Source organism: Streptomyces sp. NPDC050636 (assembly GCF_040654775.1).
In the GTDB taxonomy this organism is placed as follows: domain Bacteria; phylum Actinomycetota; class Actinomycetes; order Streptomycetales; family Streptomycetaceae; genus Streptomyces.
The window spans coordinates 23,535-39,849 of sequence record NZ_JBFAIP010000017.1 but is presented as its reverse complement, the minus strand read 5'-3'; the positions used below and the strand labels follow the sequence as shown (position 1 = coordinate 39,849).

General features: G+C 70.2%; 11 protein-coding genes and 5 tRNA genes. 8 read left to right on the top strand and 8 right to left on the bottom strand.

Features of this window, described 5'->3' with window-relative positions:
• Positions 1–94 precede the first annotated feature (94 nt).
• Both AB0I10_RS16275 and bldC read left to right on the top strand, forming a co-directional pair.
• Complete coding sequence (locus AB0I10_RS16275) at positions 95–931, top strand: hypothetical protein (protein WP_363153108.1); 837 nt, start codon at positions 95–97, stop codon at positions 929–931.
• Between the two features lie 536 nt (positions 932–1,467).
• Positions 1,468–1,674 carry a developmental transcriptional regulator BldC gene (gene bldC / locus AB0I10_RS16270; protein WP_003949541.1) on the top strand — a complete coding sequence of 69 codons (207 nt, stop codon included), beginning with the start codon at positions 1,468–1,470 and terminating at the stop codon, positions 1,672–1,674.
• Between the two features lie 545 nt (positions 1,675–2,219).
• Here the strand turns inward: bldC and AB0I10_RS16265 are convergent.
• The 3 genes from AB0I10_RS16265 to hrpA all read right to left on the bottom strand — a co-directional run bounded on the left by AB0I10_RS16265 (position 2,220) and on the right by hrpA (position 6,973).
• Complete coding sequence (locus AB0I10_RS16265; protein ID WP_363153107.1) at positions 2,220–2,453, bottom strand: DUF6274 family protein; 234 nt, start codon at positions 2,451–2,453, stop codon at positions 2,220–2,222.
• A 319-nt stretch (positions 2,454–2,772) separates the two neighbouring features.
• Positions 2,773–2,847 (bottom strand) — tRNA-Asp (locus AB0I10_RS16260).
• Positions 2,848–2,944: 97 nt separating this feature from the next.
• A complete protein-coding gene (hrpA, locus tag AB0I10_RS16255) occupies positions 2,945–6,973 on the bottom strand; it encodes an ATP-dependent RNA helicase HrpA (RefSeq protein WP_363153106.1) in 4,029 nt (1,342 codons plus the stop codon).
• Positions 6,974–7,112: 139 nt separating this feature from the next.
• Between hrpA and AB0I10_RS16250 the strand changes: the two genes are divergently transcribed.
• Both AB0I10_RS16250 and AB0I10_RS16245 read left to right on the top strand, forming a co-directional pair.
• Complete coding sequence (locus AB0I10_RS16250; RefSeq protein ID WP_363153105.1) at positions 7,113–8,222, top strand: ABC transporter permease; 1,110 nt, start codon at positions 7,113–7,115, stop codon at positions 8,220–8,222.
• A 64-nt stretch (positions 8,223–8,286) separates the two neighbouring features.
• Positions 8,287–8,532, top strand: a complete 246-nt coding sequence (locus tag AB0I10_RS16245) for a hypothetical protein (protein ID WP_363153104.1) — start codon at positions 8,287–8,289, stop codon at positions 8,530–8,532.
• A 44-nt stretch (positions 8,533–8,576) separates the two neighbouring features.
• Here AB0I10_RS16245 and AB0I10_RS16240 read toward each other — a convergent pair.
• From AB0I10_RS16240 to AB0I10_RS16225, 4 genes are all read right to left on the bottom strand, one after another.
• A tRNA-Phe gene (locus tag AB0I10_RS16240) sits at positions 8,577–8,650 on the bottom strand.
• A 4-nt stretch (positions 8,651–8,654) separates the two neighbouring features.
• A tRNA-Asp gene (locus AB0I10_RS16235) sits at positions 8,655–8,729 on the bottom strand.
• A 48-nt stretch (positions 8,730–8,777) separates the two neighbouring features.
• Positions 8,778–8,850 (bottom strand) — tRNA-Glu (locus AB0I10_RS16230).
• Positions 8,851–8,932: 82 nt separating this feature from the next.
• A complete protein-coding gene (locus AB0I10_RS16225; protein ID WP_363153103.1) occupies positions 8,933–10,576 on the bottom strand; it encodes a metallophosphoesterase in 1,644 nt (547 codons plus the stop codon).
• A 117-nt stretch (positions 10,577–10,693) separates the two neighbouring features.
• On the opposite strand from AB0I10_RS16225, the gene AB0I10_RS16220 reads away from it, so the two are divergent.
• Entirely contained in the window at positions 10,694–11,044 is a 351-nt protein-coding gene (locus AB0I10_RS16220; protein WP_363153102.1) for a metallopeptidase family protein, read from the top strand.
• A gap of 226 nt (positions 11,045–11,270) precedes the next feature.
• Here the strand turns inward: AB0I10_RS16220 and AB0I10_RS16215 are convergent, their stop codons facing one another.
• The gene (locus AB0I10_RS16215; protein ID WP_363153101.1) at positions 11,271–11,855 is read right to left on the bottom strand and encodes a hypothetical protein; all 585 of its coding nucleotides are present in this window, start codon (positions 11,853–11,855) and stop codon (positions 11,271–11,273) included.
• Positions 11,856–12,207: 352 nt separating this feature from the next.
• Between AB0I10_RS16215 and AB0I10_RS16210 the strand changes: the two genes are divergently transcribed.
• The 3 genes from AB0I10_RS16210 to AB0I10_RS16200 all read left to right on the top strand — a co-directional run bounded on the left by AB0I10_RS16210 (position 12,208) and on the right by AB0I10_RS16200 (position 16,231).
• Positions 12,208–14,481 carry a DEAD/DEAH box helicase gene (locus AB0I10_RS16210; RefSeq protein ID WP_363153100.1) on the top strand — a complete coding sequence of 758 codons (2,274 nt, stop codon included), beginning with the start codon at positions 12,208–12,210 and terminating at the stop codon, positions 14,479–14,481.
• Between the two features lie 210 nt (positions 14,482–14,691).
• A tRNA-Lys gene (locus AB0I10_RS16205) sits at positions 14,692–14,767 on the top strand.
• A gap of 384 nt (positions 14,768–15,151) precedes the next feature.
• Positions 15,152–16,231, top strand: a complete 1,080-nt coding sequence (locus AB0I10_RS16200; RefSeq protein ID WP_363153099.1) for a PP2C family protein-serine/threonine phosphatase — start codon at positions 15,152–15,154, stop codon at positions 16,229–16,231.
• The last annotated feature ends 84 nt before the right edge of the window (positions 16,232–16,315 follow it).

Sequence of the window (16,315 nt, the reverse complement as noted above, 5' to 3'; positions counted from 1 at the left end):
CTCGTGGGGGACCGGCGTGGGACGATCTGCCGTATCCCAGGCCGGGCGGGGGTAGGCAACTCCCGGCGGTGGACTTCCCTTTGAAGGAGCGGGCGTGGCCTTGGCGTCGTCGGTGCAGGTCCCGTATGCGGCATATCTACGGGTCTACGAGCCGCTGGCTGCGTTCCCAGAGCCGGAGCGCTCCCATTGGGCCCGTTACGCCAAGCGTAGGCACACGCCCACGGCCCAGGACGAGCAGCGCCGGGCGCTGGCCGATCTGCTGCCCACACCGCCGGTGCCGGTGCCGGTCCATGAGAGCGCCGACGCGTTCATCGCCGTCGTGGACGAGGTGACCTGCGTCTGCCCGTGGCGCACCCGGCTGCGCGGCTGGCAGGCCCTGGAGGCGCTGGAGGAGCTGCTGCCGGCGTCGGTGCTGGATGCGGCGCTGCCCCCGGTGGTGCGCCGGCAGGCGGCCACCGACTACGAGCAGTGGCGGGAGCGGAATCCGGACGCCCGGCCGTGGATCCGCGAGGGGAGCTGGCATGTCCCGGTCCGCTGGTTCGTGCTGTTCGACGACTCCGAGCGCGAGTACACCAAGGGTGACCAGGGGCTGCTGCTGCGTTACCGGACGCCGATGGCGCAGGCGCGCCGCCGGGTCGCGCGCGGACTGCGGACGCTGCGGGACGCCCTGGAAGAGGGGCCGCTGATCGACGGCCTGGTAGATGTGGGGCGCTGGCTTGAGGAATTCCACCCGCGTTCGGTCGTGGAGCTGGACTACGGAGGGCTGGTGCACGCGGTGCCCGAGGGGCAGCTCGCCGAGGACCATTCCGCCGCGGAGGTGGCGGAGGGGCTGGAGGCGCTGCGCGACGGGGACGGCGAGCGGGCCGGTGCCGCGTACGAGAGGTTGTCGGACCGGTGGCGGGCGGTGCGTGAGCGCCAATTCGCCAGCTGACTGCAATAAGGGTTGCGGTCGGCGAAACTGGGCATTCGGGCCATGTTCCGAAAAGATGTGCTGGGTTTGATTGTCCATGGGTCGATGACATGGGACGTAGGTCCTGATCCGGGCGATTGCCACAAGCGTGACCTAAAGCACTGACTTCGGGCCTTGCCCCCAAGCCATACCCTCGTGCCAAAATAGGACAAGGAGCCTGACAAGGGCTCCTTCCGTCCAACTAAGGGCGGATAGATCGCTATTGCGCTCCTTGTGTTGCCTCGTGGCGGCTGATCACGCTGTGACTGATCGTCACGACGGTGTGACTGTCCGTTATGGCCCGGTCCATCGGCTTCCGTCGAGGTTGAACACCTGAGAGGGCAATTCCATCGGTTTGGCCGACGTGGCTGGACAGATGGTGTAGTTGTAGTGCCGAGGACAAGCCGTTCGTCCTATAACCGACTCGGCCCGCGTCCGCCATTTCGGGCAACGTGGGTCAAGGTGCAGAATTTAGAGGAAAGAACCGTGATGGTTCGGTTCTCCCGAGGAGGCCGCTCATGACCGCTCGCACCCCTGACGCCGAGCCGCTGCTTACCCCTGCTGAGGTTGCCACGATGTTCCGCGTGGACCCGAAGACGGTGACCCGTTGGGCCAAGGCAGGCAAGCTCACGTCCATCCGCACGCTCGGAGGGCATCGGCGTTACCGCGAGGCTGAGGTCCGCGCACTGCTCGCGGGTATCCCGCAGCAGCGCAGCGAGGCCTGAATAACCGCATAGCCAGGCTGTTTTCGGTCCCCCCAACCCGAAAATGCCCACTTGGCACCACTTAGCTCCACCTGCTCCACCAAGCTCCACTCAGCTCCACCGACGGGGTGCCTGCCCCAACAGGCCCCACACCCGCTCCATCTGGGTACGTCATTGATCGCGCTGGACTCCGCCGGGTCCAGCGCGATCTTTTTTGCGTGTACGCCCGCTCCGGGGCTCCTCGTCGCGGTCCGGCCGACCCGGCGCCGACACCGCTCCGGGCGGCGGCCAGGGTGCCGTCAGGGCTCCTCAGGGGGTCCGTCTGGGCGGACCCGGCGGTCTCGTTTCGGAGTCGCTGGAGGGTGGTGCAATTGCACATATTAAATTGACTGGTTGTAAGGCGGGGGTAAGTTCCCTATCTCGTGAAACTTGTTCGGTGACTCCCGTCACGCGATGAGGTTCTTGAAGGCTGTACGGCCACTGCTGTAGTGAACTTCCAGCGCTGTCACTCAACGCCGTCACTCAACAGCGTGCCACCGCACGGCGGGTGAGGGAGGCGTCATTGGTCATCGGGTCGGGGGACTTTCGTCCTCCGCTGTCGACGGCCCGCAGGCGGCCTGGGAGGAGGCGGGTGCGGCGGTGGACGCCGCGGGCCCGGAGCGGGCCCTGTGCGGCTCCATGGCGAGCCGCAGCAGCTGATGGCAGATGGGGCAGTGCCGCGTCAGATGGCGGTAGCCCGTGGCGGCCGCCAGATGGGCGCGCAACAACGCCCTGGTCTCGTGCCTTGCTGCTGTCGTCATCGCACGCACCTCCCCGGCCCCACGCTTCCTCTGTGAGTACCGGCGGTACGTGCCGCAGTCAAGACGACCGAAGCCCCCGGCCGTCACCCGGAGCAGCCTTCGGGCCACGACGCGCAACGGCACCCGTCCTGGTGAGCGATGCGGGCGGGCCGGCAACCACGGCCGGCACCTGGTGGAGAGACCGGCTGGAAGTAGCCGCGGTCCTGACGGGATTTGCGGGGTCTGATCGCGGCTCCGCCGCGGGCGCGGCCATCGGTGTGTTCCGGGCCGGAAAGCACCAGGGCCCGCATCCGATGACGAATGCGGGCCCTGGAAAATGCGGTCCTGACGGGATTTGAACCCGCGGCCTCCACCTTGACAGGGTGGCGAGCACTCCAAACTGCTCCACAGGACCTTGCGTTTCGCTTCCCGCTTGTTCGGCGGGCTGCGAAGCAAGACTGTACAGCAGGTCAGGGGGTGCGGTCGAACTCGATGCCGGTGAGCGCCCCGCCCTAGGGAGCGGCCGCGTCCACGGCCTTCACGATGCGCTTGTCCGAGACCGGATACGCCGTCCCCAGAGCGTGCGCGAAGTAGCTCACCCGCAGCTCCTCGATCATCCAGCGGATCTCCCGGGCCGCGGCCGGAACCGGGCGGCCCTGGGGGAACTGCTCCAGGAGCCAGGCGTATTCGTCCTGCATCTCCTTCACCTTCGCCATCCGGCTGCGGTCCCGCTCGGCGTTGGTGGGCATCTGCTGCAGCCGGCGGTCGGCGGCCACCAGATAGCGCATCAGGTCCGGCAGTCGCTTGGCGCCGTGCGCGGTCACGAAGCCCGGCTTCATGAGGGCCGCCAGCTGCTCCTTGACGTCCGCCAGCGACAGCAGCAGCGAGGGGGATGTCGTCGCCTTCAGCCGGCGCTCGCACGCCTGCCAGGCGGCCAGTACCTCCTGGGCCTGCTGGATGGTCCTCAGCGTCGCGTCCACCAGGTCGGCGCGCACCCCGTCGAACAGCTTCCGGAAGGACTCCTCGTCCCACGCCGGACCGCCACGGGCAGCGATCAGCCGGTCGGCGGCGGCCGTCACACAGTCCTCGAAGAGCGCCGCGATGGAGCCGTGCGGGTTGCGGGACAGCGCGAGCTTCTGCTGGTTGCTCAGCTTGTCCTGAGCGAACTTGGCGGGGTTGGCGGGGATGTTGAGCAGGATGAGGCGGCGGGTGCCCGCCCACATCGCCTGCAGCTGCTCCGCCTCCGTGTCGAAGAGCCGTACGGCGACGCTGCTGCCCTCGTCCACCAGCGCCGGGTACGCCTTCAGCGGCTGGCCTGCGCGCCGGGTCTCGAAGGTGCGCGGTAGCGCGCCGATCGTCCAGGACGTCAGGCCCGTGCGCTGCTCCAGGCCGGCCAGCGCGGGGCCGTCGCCCTTGGCGCCCCTGCCGTCCTTGCCGGGCCGCTCGGCGGCCTGCTCGAACGCCTTGGAGATGGCGGCCCTGGTCTTCGGCTTGAGCTGCAGTCGCAGCGCTTCGAGGTCCTTGGCCTCGGCGAGCTTGTGGCGCCGCTCGTCGACGACCCGGAAGGTGATCTTGAGGTGGTCGGGGACCTTGGCGGTGTCGAAGTCCGCCGCCTCCACCGGTACGCCCACCATCTGCTGGAGACCCGCCGCCAGAGAGGACGTCAGGGCGCCCTGCAGGGGCACCGTCGAATCCAGGAAGCGGGCCGCGAAGTTCGGCGCCGGGACGTAGTTGCGGCGGATCGGCTTGGGCAGCGAACGGATCAGCTCCGTCACCAACTGCTCACGCAGGCCCGGGATTTGCCAGTCGAAGCCCTCGGAGGAGACCTGGTTGAGGACCTGGAGCGGGACATGGACGGTCACGCCGTCCGCGTCGGCGCCGGGCTCGAACTGGTAGGTGACCTTGAACTTCAGCTTTCCCTGGCGCCAGGAATCCGGATAGTCGTCCTTGGTGACGGTCTCGGCGGATTCGTTGATGAGCATCGAGTGCTCGAAGTTCAGGAGCTCCGGTTCCTCTTGGCACTTCTTCTTCCACCAGGAGTCGAAGTGCGCGCCGGAGACGACGTCCGCCGGAATGCGCTGGTCGTAGAAGTCGAAGAGCGTCTCGTCGTCCACGAGAATGTCGCGGCGCCGGGCGCGGTGCTCCAACTCCTCGACTTCACCGAGGAGTTTGCGGTTGTCATGGAAGAACTGGTGGTGGGTGCGCCAGTCGCCCTCGACGAGGGCATTGCGGATGAACAGGTCGCGCGAGGCCTCCGGGTCGATCCGGCCGTAGGCGATCTTGCGCTGGGCGACGAGCGGCACGCCGTAGAGCGTCACCCGCTCGTACGCCATCACCGCGGCCATCTTCTGTTCCCAGTGCGGCTCGCTGTATGTCCGCTTCACCAGGTGCTGAGCCAGCGGCTCGACCCATTCCGGCTCGATCTTCGCGTTCACCCGCGCCCACAGGCGGGAGGTTTCCACCAGCTCCGCGGACATGATCCAGCGCGGTGGCTTCTTGAAGAGGGCGGAGCCGGGGAAGACCGCGAACTTGGCGCTGCGGGCGCCCAGGTATTCGTTCTTGGCGTCCGTGTCCTTCAAGCCGATATGCGAAAGCAAACCGGAAAGGAGGGAGGTGTGGATATGGTCCGGCGCCGCGTCTTCCTCGCTGAGGTGAATCCCCATGGTCTTCACGACCGTACGCAGCTGCGAGTAGATGTCCTGCCATTCGCGTATCCGGAGATAGTTCAGGAACTCGGTCCGGCACATCCGGCGGAACGCCGACGACGACAGCGTCTTCTGCTGTTCTCGGACATAGCGCCACAGATTGAGGAAGGCCAGGAAGTCGCTGGTCTCGTCCTTGAAGCGGGCGTGCTGCTGGTCGGCCTGCTGTTGTTTGTCGGAGGGCCGCTCGCGCGGGTCCTGGATGGACAGCGCGGCCGCGATGACCATGACCTCGCGGACACAGCCGTTGCGGTCGGCCTCCAGCACCATCCGGGCCAGCCGCGGGTCGACCGGCAGCTGGGAGAGCTTGCGGCCGACCGGGGTGAGCCGCTGCCCCTTCTGCCCCGACTGCGGGGACTTCTGCTTGGTGTCCAGCGCGCCGAGCTCGCTCAGCAGATCGATGCCGTCCTTGATGTTGCGGCGGTCCGGCGGGTCGATGAACGGGAACTTCTCGATGTCGCCGAGGTCGGCCGCGGTCATCTGGAGGATGACGGAGGCGAGGTTGGTACGGAGGATCTCCGCGTCGGTGAATTCCGGGCGGGTGAGGAAGTCGTCCTCGGAATAGAGGCGGATGCAGATGCCGTCGCTGGTACGGCCGCAGCGGCCCTTGCGCTGATTGGCGCTGGCCTGCGAGACCGGCTCGATCGGCAGCCGCTGCACCTTGGTGCGGAAGCTGTAGCGGGAGATCCGCGCCATGCCCGGGTCGATGACGTACCGGATGCCCGGCACGGTCAGCGAGGTCTCTGCGACATTGGTGGCGAGCACGATCCGGCGGCCGGTATGCCGCTGGAAGACGCGGTGCTGCTCGGCATGCGACAGCCGGGCGTACAGGGGCAGGACCTCGGTGGCGGGCAGCGCCTTCTTGTTGAGCGCGTCCGCGGTGTCGCGGATCTCGCGCTCGCCGGAGAGGAACACCAGGATGTCGCCGGGGCCCGCGGCCTGCAGCTCGTCCACGGCGTCGCAGATCGCGGTGATCTGGTCCCGGTCGCCCTCCAGATTGTTCGCCGCCTGCCCGCCCTCTTCCAGCAGCGGCCGGTAGCGCACCTCTACGGGATACGTACGTCCGGAGACCTCGACGATCGGGGCGTCCCCGAAGTGCCGCGAGAACCGCTCGGGGTCGATGGTCGCGGAGGTGATGACCACCTTCAGATCCGGGCGCTTGGGCAGCAGCTGCGCCAGATAGCCGAGGATGAAGTCGATGTTGAGGCTGCGTTCGTGGGCCTCGTCGATGATGATCGTGTCGTACTGGCGCAGCTCGCGGTCCGTCTGGATCTCGGCGAGCAGAATGCCGTCGGTCATCAGCTTGACGAGGGTGTCGCCGCCGACCTGGTCGGTGAAGCGGACCTTCCAGCCCACCGCCTCGCCCAGCGGGGTCTTCAGCTCCTCGGCCACCCGCTCGGCGACCGTACGGGCCGCGATCCGGCGTGGCTGGGTGTGCCCGATCAGGCCGCGCACACCCCGGCCCAGCTCCAGGCAGATCTTGGGGATCTGGGTGGTCTTGCCGGAGCCGGTCTCACCCGCGACGATCACGACCTGGTGGTCCCGGATCGCGGCGAGGATGTCGTCCTTCTTCTGGCTGACCGGGAGTTCTTCGGGATACGTGACCGCGGGCATGGCGGCGCGCCGCTGGGCGACCCGCAGCTCCGCCTCCTCGACGCCTTCGGCGATCTCGGCGAGCACGGCTGCGCGGGCTTCGGGCTTACGGATCCGGCGCGCGCCGTCGAGTCGACGCCCCAGCCGCTGCTGGTCGCGCAGCGTCAGCTCGGGCAGTCGCTCAAGCAGAGCGGGCAGGGTGGGAGTGGCGCCGTCGGGCAGGGCGGGGGCAGGCTGACTGGACATACGACCCCCAGGATCTCACCTCACGCAAATTACTGGCGAACGATTTGCTGACGGCGGTCGGAGCACCCGTGGTGCGCCCACCGCGCACGCACCTGGACCTGCCCGGGAATGTCCGGCATGGGTGGCTTAGCGTGTTCACATGCCTGATCAGCGCGGTGAACCATCCCCCAAGGCCTTAAGGGCGTGGGAGCTGCCCCCATCGCATGGTGCACATGGGAGGCGGCCGACCGGGGCGGAGAAATGGGCGGCCTTCAAGAAATCGCCGTTCTTTCCCGCGACCGTGCTGGTGCTGATCGTCGCCGCGGCCGCCGGCCTGTTCGCCGGCTCGTACACCTACGCCATGGCCAACCCGACCCCGCGGCACATCCCGACCGCCGTGGTCGGCCCCGGGGACACCCCGCAGCAGAAGGCGTTCGCCGCCGGAATGGAGCAGGCGCTGCACGCCTCGCTCCAGCTGACCGAGTACGCCACCTACGGCGCGGCCAGAAGGGCCGTCGACGACCAGCGGGAGTTCGCCGTCCTGCGGGCCCGCGGCCGGACGGTGGAACTGGATGTGTCCGGCGCCTCGGGCGCGTCGGTGGCGCAACTGCTGGCCGAGACGGGCGCCCAGGTCGGCGGGAGCATCGGCATGGACGTCCGGATCCGGGACATCAAGCCGCTGCAGGACGGCGATCCGCGCGGCCTCGCGCTCTTCTACGTCTCACTGGCCTCGGTGATCGTCGGCTTCGTCGGCGCGATCCAGCTGAGCGTGCACGCCGGCGCCCTCAATCCGGCGGAGCGGATCGCCTTCACCGCGCTCTACGCGCTGCTGGGCGGCTTCGCCATCGTGGCGGTGGTGGACTGGTTGCTCGGCGCGCTGCACCTGCCGTTCGCCGAGTCCTGGGCGATCCTCTCGCTGACGATGTTCACGTCCGGCATGGTCTTCGCGATGTTCAACGCCCTGATGGGGCGCTGGGCGATGCTCCCCACCTGGGGGCTGATGGTGCTGCTGGGCAACCCGTCCTCGGGCGGCGCGGTCTCCTGGCCGCTGCTGCCGTCCGTCCTCGGCCACATCGGCCGCTGGCTGCCGCCGGGCGCCTCGGTCAACGCCCAGCACACCGCGGTCTACTTCGGCGGCCACCAGCACGCCTTCCCGTTCCTGGTGCTGGCCGGCTGGGCGGTGCTGTCCTGCACGGTCTTCTGGATCCGGCGGAACCGCCATCCGGGTGGCCGGGAGACGGCCCCGGCGCATGCGGCGGCCACCGGCTGAGCGGGGCGTCGCTCCGGCCGGTAATTCCGGCCGTGGTGATCCGGGGCGGTGCGAGGATGACGCCATGACGAGGGGAATCAGATTCTTACGGCGTTTGGGCGGGGTCGCGGTCATGGCCGCGGGTATCGCGTTCGCGGCCTGGCTGGTCTTCGGGCCGGTGCATGACTGGGAGGGCGATATGCGGCTGGTGAAGATGGCGTTGGGGCTGACGGCGACCGGAGTGATCAGCGGCGGAGCCTGGCTGATCTTCTGGGACCCGCGGGCCGAGGACGCCACCGAAGAAGAAGCGGCGGCCGCCGACCGGGCATGAAGAAGGCCCCGATCCATCGGATCGGGGCCTTCTCCCAAAGGGTGTGGCTGGGGCCGGGGTCGAACCGGCGACCTATCGCTTTTCAGGCGATCGCTCGTACCAACTGAGCTACCCAGCCGCAGCGGTCCTGACGGGATTTGAACCCGCGGCCTCCACCTTGACAGGGTGGCGAGCACTCCAAACTGCTCCACAGGACCTTGCATTGTGCGAAAGCGGCCTGAGCCAGTCTCGCACACGGTGATGCGTGCCCCCAACGGGATTCGAACCCGTGCTACCGCCTTGAAAGGGCGGCGTCCTGGGCCACTAGACGATGAGGGCTGGTGGCCACCTTGGCGTCGTTACCGGCGCCGTCGGGGACGTGAGAAGCATATGGGATGGGAGGACCGTTCGCCAAAACGGTTTACCCGGGGCTGTGCGAGGGGGTTCCGGACGCTCCCGGAGCGGGGCCGTGCGAGCCGGTCGGTGACGGGCTCGCGCCGGGTTGGTTCTCCCGGGGGAGATGACGGCTCACCTCGGCGCGGGACAGGCCGAGACCGCCGAGCGTGATCTCGTCCCACGCCTGCAGCCGCTTGGTCTTCCGGTCCAGATACAGCACCGACGCCTGGACCTGCTCGGGTTTGGTGTTCTGCACGGCGCGCAGCCCGCCGCCGCCCGTCGAACCCTCGATCATCAGCCGGGTGCCCTGGGGGAGCATGGTCCGCTCGCGGTGATGGACGTGGCCGGCCAGCGCCAGCGGGGCCAGGCCGTCGGCCTCCGTCGCGGCGGCGGGGTTGTGGGCGAGCGCGATGTCGACGGGCGTGCCGGCCAGCCGCTGGGTGCGCAGCGAGTCGGCGAGCCGGCCGCCCGCGGTGCGCTCCGCGGGGTCGCCGGCGGGCACCACGGAGCGGTCCGGGGTGAACTGCGGGTCGCCGACGCCCGCGATCCGCAGCCCGGCCACCGTGGCGGCCCGCCCGTCGTCGAGGACGGTGACGTGTTCGAGACCGGTCAGGTACTTCTGCGTGGTGCGCGAATCGTGGTTGCCGCGCACCCACACGTACGGGGCGCCGAGGGTGGAGACCGGGTCCAGGAAGGGGTTCTCGGCGGCCGAGCCGTGGTCCATGGTGTCGCCGGTATCGATGATCACGTTGATCCGGTACTGCTTGACGAGGGATTCGATGATCCGCCAGCTGCCGGGGTTGAGGTGGATGTCGGAGACGTGCAGGACGCGGATGGTGGTGGGGTCCGGCTGGTACGTCGGCAGCGTCGACGTGGCGTCGTAGAGCTTGGTGACGTTGGTGACCAGACGCGCCAACTCCTTCTGGTAGACGTTGAATTCGCTGACGATGTTGCGGGCGTTGCCGACCACGGACGGGGCCGAGGAGAGCAGTCCGGAGAACTTCGGTTCCAGGACGGAGTCCGGGTTCCAGGTGGCGTACGCGGCGGCGCCGGAGGCGCCCAGCAGGGTGAGCGCGAGACCGCCGGCGGCGAGGGCGCGGCGCGGCCGGCGGTAGACCGCCAGGCCCAGCGCGGTGGCGCCGGACGCCACCGCGACGCAGGAGTGCAGGGCGAGGTCGGCGGCGCTCCGGGTGACGTCGTCGGTGACCTCGGCCTGCAGGCCGGCGAACCGGTCGGGGTGGTCGACCAGTTCCTGGGCGCGGACCGGGTCCAGCCGGTCGACATCGACATCGAGCCGCACCGGGGCGTAGTGGCTGCGGAGTTCCAGGTCACCGAGGGGCGAGACGTTGATCCTGGTGCCGCCGGTCAGGGAGGGGCGCAGCGCCATGCGGGTGTCCATCGGGCCTACGGGGGCGTGGATGCCACCGATCACCAGCAGCCCGAGCCAGCCGCCGAGGAGGGTGACGGCTATCAGGCCCAGGGCGGAACAGAAGGGGCGGCGCGGGGGCCGGATGAGCGCGAGAGTGGGGGCGGTACGGCGGCCGCGGTAGGTGTGGCGGACGGCTCGGGGCAGGTTCCGTACGCCCGGGAGCCGGGCACGGAGCAGCCGGAGCAGACGGCTTCCCCGGTTGTCGGTGGTCGGTCTCCGGAAGCGCGCGACGCGGGCCATTGGTCCGGTATGCCCGGCCGTGGCGGGTGTCAACCGGGGAGCGGGCGCTCCGGGTCGGCCCGCCGGATGCCGGTCCTCGTCGATCGGTTCCGGGGCCGGGTAGCGGAGAATGGTGCTGTGCTGGAAATGACGCGTGAGGAGTTCGAGGAACTGGTCGCCGAGGCGCTGGACCGGATCCCGCCGGAGCTGACCCGGCTGATGGACAACGTGGCGGTGTTCGTCGAGGACGAGCCCCCGGCCGACGACCCCGACCTGCTCGGGCTGTACGAGGGCACGCCGTTGACCGATCGCGGCGAGTGGTACGCGGGTGTGCTGCCGGACCGGATCACGATCTACCGGGCGCCGACGCTTCGGATGTGCGAGACGCGCGAGGACGTGGTCGCGGAGACCGAGGTGACGGTCGTTCACGAGGTGGCGCACCACTTCGGGATCGACGACGAGCGGCTGCACGCACTCGGTTACGGCTAGGGCCTTTCCGACCCTGACCCATCGGACAGACCCTAGGGAGCCCGACGGCAATCCCTGGGGCGTGTCGTACGCGTCTGGCGCGCGGTGCGGGTGCTACGGATCGGGCGCGCGGTGCGCGTGTCCTCAAGCGGGGGGCGGGAGTTGGGCAGGACGTCCGTCGCTGCCGTCCCTGCGCTCCGGATCCGGAGGTCCCGCCCGTGCGCCCGATCCCTTTCCGTCCGTCCCGTCACACCGGCCAGTCGTCACCGATGCCGTCGTCCCCGGCTCCGGTGCCGTCCCCGGCCGCGGCGCCGTCGCCCGTCTCGTCCGCGTCCCGGTCCTCGTCCCTGCCCTCGTCCGGGCCGCTGTCCGCGTCCGGCGGACGTGCGCTGGCCCGGGTCACCGCCGCCGCGGTGACCGTTTCGGCGCTGGCCGCGTCGCTGGCCGGGTGCATGAGCGTGAGCGACCCGGGGCAGCCCAAGCCGTCGGGCAGCACTGCCCGGCACGGCGAGGAGAAGAACGCGGAACCGGGGCCCGGCGGGGTGACGGCGGACGGGCGTGGTGGCGGGCCGCGGCGGATAGGGAGCCAGGGCGCGCGGGGCACGGGCGACGGTGCGGGAGACACGGAGCCGTCGGCGGATGCGACGTCTGAGGCTCCCGCTCCGGAGACGCCCTCGCGGACGGTGGCGCCGTCCGGCCCGGTGCCCACCTCGGGAACGGGGCACGGCGGGTCCACCGGCGACGGTGGTTCGTCCGGGAGCGGGTCCGCGGAGCCGACGCCGTCGCAGCCCGGCAAGCCGTCCTCACCGCCACCCTCCCCGGCGTCCCCCACACCGACCGCGAAGCCGACCCCGCCGCCGAGCAGCCCCCCGTCGCCGACATCACAGGCGTCCGGACCTTCGCCCGAATCGCCGGAGTTTTCGCAGGTGGAGCCGGGTGCGTGAGGGGACGGATAAGATTGCCGGGCGGGCCCGCCGTCCGGTCGCCGAGGAGGTCATTTGCCTTCCGGGGGGCAGGGTGCGTATGGTGGTAGATCGTTTGATCCCATTTGCCCGGCGCCAGAAAAGAAGCGCGCCGCGTGGCGCGTTCTCTCCCTTGCCGTGGCTGACCGCATAGAGGCGGTCTTTGTGAAATCACACGGAGTTTGGGCGCGTGCCGAGACTCCGGAAGGTTTCGCATTTCGCATGTCAATTTCCACTGAGCAGTCCGTCATGCCCGCACACGACGAGCAGACGGCTCCCGAGGCGGCCGAGTCCGTCGAGACGGCCCCCGCGGCCGAGACGACCGACGCCGCCGAGACGACCGAGGCCGCCGAGACGACCGAGGCCGCCGAGACGACCGAGGCCCCTGGCGTCACCTTCGCCGACCTCGGACTGCCCGAGGGCGTCGTCCGCAAGCTCGCGCAGAACGGCGTCACCACCCCGTTCCCGATCCAGGCCGCGACCATCCCGGACGCCCTGGCCGGCAAGGACATCCTCGGCCGCGGCCGTACCGGCTCCGGCAAGACCCTCTCCTTCGGTCTGCCGACCCTGGCGCAGCTCGCCGGCGGCCACACCGAGAAGAAGAAGCCGCGCGCCGTCATCCTCACCCCGACCCGTGAGCTGGCGATGCAGGTCGCCGACGCCCTCCAGCCGTACGGCGACGTCCTGGGCCTGAAGATGAAGGTCGTCTGCGGCGGTACGTCGATGGGCAACCAGATCTACGCCCTGGAGCGCGGCGTCGACGTCCTCGTCGCCACCCCGGGCCGGCTGCGCGACATCATCAACCGCGGTGCCTGCTCCCTGGAGGCCGTCCAGGTCGCCGTCCTCGACGAGGCCGACCAGATGTCCGACCTGGGCTTCCTGCCCGAGGTCACCGAGCTGCTCGACCAGGTGCCGGCCGGCGGCCAGCGGATGCTCTTCTCCGCCACGATGGAGAACGAGATCGGCACGCTGGTCAAGCGCTACCTGAGCAACCCGGTCAGCCACGAGGTCGACAGCGCCCAGGGCAATGTCACGACCATGACCCACCACGTCCTCGTCGTGAAGCCGAAGGACAAGGCGCCGGTCACCGCCGCCATCGCCGCCCGCAAGGGCCGCACCATCATCTTCGTCCGCACCCAGCTGGGCGCCGACCGGATCGCCGAGCAGCTCGTCGAGGCCGGTGTGAAGGCGGACGCCCTGCACGGCGGCATGACCCAGGGTGCGCGCACCCGCGTCCTCGCCGACTTCAAGGACGGTTACGTCAACGCGCTGGTCGCGACCGACGTCGCCGCCCGCGGTATCCACGTCGACGGCATCGACCTGGTCCTGAACGTCGACCCGGCCGGCGACCACAAGGACTATCTGCACCGCTCGGGCCGTACCGCCCGCGCGGGCCAGTCCGGCACCGTCGTCTCCCTGTCCCTGCCGCACCAGCGCCGGCAGATCTTCCGCCTGATGGAGGACGCGGGCGTGGACGCCTCGCGCCACATCGTCGGCGGCGCCGGTGCCTTCGACGACGACGTCGCCCGGATCACCGGCGCGCGTTCGCTCACCGAGGTCCAGGCCGACGGTGCCAACAACTCCGCCAAGCAGGCGGAGCGCGAGGTGGCCGAGCTGACCCGCGAGCTGGAGCGTCTGCAGCGCCGCGCCACCGAGCTGCGCGAGGAGGCGGACCGGCTGACCGCCCGTGCCGCCCGCGAGCGCGGCGAGGACCCGGCCGAGGCGCTCGCCGCCGCTGCCGTGACCGCCGAGGCCGCCGAGGCGACCGAGACCGCCGCCGTGCCGGCTCAGGCCACCGCGCCGGACGACGCGCCGCGCCGCTCCTCCTCGTACGAGCGTCGTGACGACCGCCGCGATGAGCGGGGCAACTTCGAGCGCCGTGACCGTCGTGACGACCGTTCCGGTGGTCGTTCCTTCGACCGTCGCGATGACCGTGGCGGCTTCAACCGTGACCGTCGTGACGACCGTCGTGACGACCGTTCCGGTGGTCGTTCCTTCGACCGTCGTGACGACCGCTCCGGCGGCGGCTTCAACCGTGACCGCCGTGACGACCGTTCCGGTGGCGGCTTCAACCGTGACCGCCGTGACGACCGTCGTGACGACCGCTCCGGTGGTCGTTCCTTCGACCGTCGTGACGACCGCTCCGGCGGTGGCTTCAACCGCGACCGCCGTGACGACCGTTCCGGTGGCGGCTACCGTCGTGACGACCGCTCCGGTGGCGGCTTCAACCGCGACCGTGCCGACCGTCCGAGCCGTCCGTTCAACCGCGATGACCGTTCCGGCGGCCGTCCCGCTTCCGGTGGCTACCGTTCCGGTGGCGGCGACCGTCCGTTCAACCGTGACGACCGTTCCGGTGGCCGTCCCGCTTCCGGTGGCTACCGTTCCGGTGGCGGCGACCGTCCCTACGCCCGCCGCGACGACCACCGTGGCTCCGGCACCGCGACCGGCTCCTTCGGCCGCCGCGACGACAAGCCGCGCTGGAAGCGCAACGGCTGACGGCTGACCGGTAGACGGTCTGCTGACTGATTCCACCGCAGGGCCCGTACGTCACACAAGTGCCGTACGGGCCCTGTGCGTTGTGCGGCGGGCGGGTCGTGGGACGAGGCGCGCCTGCTGGGCCATCGGGACCGCGGATGTGGCCGATGGGCCCGTAGATGGGTAATGCTTTCGGGCTGCGGCACATGCTCGGGCTATGCTGCTCGGTGCGGGCCATTAGCTCAATTGGCAGAGCAGTGGACTTTTAATCCATTGGTTCAGGGTTCGAGCCCCTGATGGCCCACCATTCTGACCCCCTGTACGGGGTCTGACCTGTAGAGATGCGCCCCGGCCGGGATGACTGGCCGGGGCGCATCTGTGTGCGGGGCAGGGCGGGACAAGGGGTGGGGGTTTGGGGCTCTTGTAAGTGTGGGCCTGCCCCGACCCAACTGCCGTCCGGTGGGGGGAGGCTGTGGTCCGCCGACAACCCCGCCCCCGCCCCCGTTGACCCGTCCGGCCCAGGACGATTCGCCGCGCGGCCCCGTACCGGAAAGCCTTGGGGGATGGCCGACGGTGGTGTTCGTAGGCGGTGTTCGTACGGACGGGCGGGAGTGGGAAGAGGCCGGTGCGGATGCTTCGAGGCGGCAGGAGCCATACGGGTGAGCGGGAACGGCGGGCGCGCCGTGACCGTATGTCCCCGCTCGGCCGCCGGATCGCGCGCTGGCTCCCCGCCGTCCTGATCCTCGGCGGCCTCGCCTTCGACATGGGGACGCCGCACCAGTACACCGCCGCGCCGTTCTTCTCCGCCGCCCCGCTGGTCGCGGCGCCCCTCTACACGCTGCGCGGCACCGTCCTCACGGCCGTGGCCGCCCTCGCGGGCGAGGTCTGGGTCCTCATCTACCGGAGCATGCAGGACTACACCGAGGCGTTCACCGAATCCCTGACCGTTCTCGTCGTCGCCCTGTTGGCGCTCGGCATCAACCGGGCCGTGCGGATGAGCGACGCTCAGCTGGCATCCGTACGGGACGTCTCGGAGGCCGCCCAGCGGGCCGTGCTGCCCATGCCGCCCGCACGGCTGGCCGGTCTCGGGATCGCCGCGCGCTACGTAGGGGCGCGGGTGGACGCGCGGATCGGGGGTGATCTCTACGCGGTGCAGGACACCCCGCACGGCGTACGGATGATCGTCGGCGATGTACGGGGCAAGGGGCTGGAAGCGGTGGAGGCCGCGGTGATCGTCGTCGGCGCCTTCCGGGAGGCGGCGGAACAGGAGTCCACCCTGGAGGCGGTGGCGGGCCGGCTGGAGCGGGCCCTGCAGCGCGAGGGCAAACGGCGCGAGGGGCTCGACGAGTACGAGGGGTTCACCACCGCCGTCCTCGCGGAGATCCCCACCAAGGAGCAGTCCGTGCTGCGCGTCCTCAACCGCGGCCATCCGGCGCCCCTGCTGCTCGCTCCGGACGGCGGCCTGTGCGAGCTGGCTCCCGCCTCGCCCGCGCTGCCGCTGGGGATGAGCGAGGTGGCGGGGTGGCCGGACCGGACGGATGAGACGTTCTTCCCGGCCGGTTCCCTCCTGCTGCTGTTCACGGACGGGGTGACCGAGGCCCGCGATCGGGTGGGGCGGTTCTACGAGCCGGCGACGCGGTTGCGCGGGCGCCGCTTCCGGGGGTCCGACGACCTCCTGGACACGGTGGTCGAGGAGGTCTCACGGCATTCGGGCGGGGCACCGGCGGACGATATGGCGCTGCTGGCGGTGCAGCGGCCGTTGGGGGCGTAGGACGGCGCCCGGGGGTGTTTGGGGGCGGTAGGGGCGGGCCCGGTGGCCGTAGCGGGAGTGGGGGAGGGGTTGGCCGGTCTGCGC

Excerpts from the sequence above, each read along its gene's own strand:
- bldC (WP_003949541.1), top strand. The coding sequence starts at position 1,468 with ATGACCGCTCGCACCCCTGACGCCGAGCCGCTGCTTACCCCTGCTGAG.
- AB0I10_RS16265 (WP_363153107.1), bottom strand. The coding sequence starts at position 2,453 with ATGACGACAGCAGCAAGGCACGAGACCAGGGCGTTGTTGCGCGCCCAT.
- hrpA (WP_363153106.1), bottom strand. The coding sequence starts at position 6,973 with ATGTCCAGTCAGCCTGCCCCCGCCCTGCCCGACGGCGCCACTCCCACC.
- AB0I10_RS16210 (WP_363153100.1), top strand. The coding sequence starts at position 12,208 with ATGTCAATTTCCACTGAGCAGTCCGTCATGCCCGCACACGACGAGCAG.
- AB0I10_RS16225 (WP_363153103.1), bottom strand. The coding sequence starts at position 10,576 with ATGGCCCGCGTCGCGCGCTTCCGGAGACCGACCACCGACAACCGGGGA.
- AB0I10_RS16245 (WP_363153104.1), top strand. The coding sequence starts at position 8,287 with ATGACGAGGGGAATCAGATTCTTACGGCGTTTGGGCGGGGTCGCGGTC.
- AB0I10_RS16200 (WP_363153099.1), top strand. The coding sequence starts at position 15,152 with ATGTCCCCGCTCGGCCGCCGGATCGCGCGCTGGCTCCCCGCCGTCCTG.
- AB0I10_RS16250 (WP_363153105.1), top strand. The coding sequence starts at position 7,113 with ATGCCTGATCAGCGCGGTGAACCATCCCCCAAGGCCTTAAGGGCGTGG.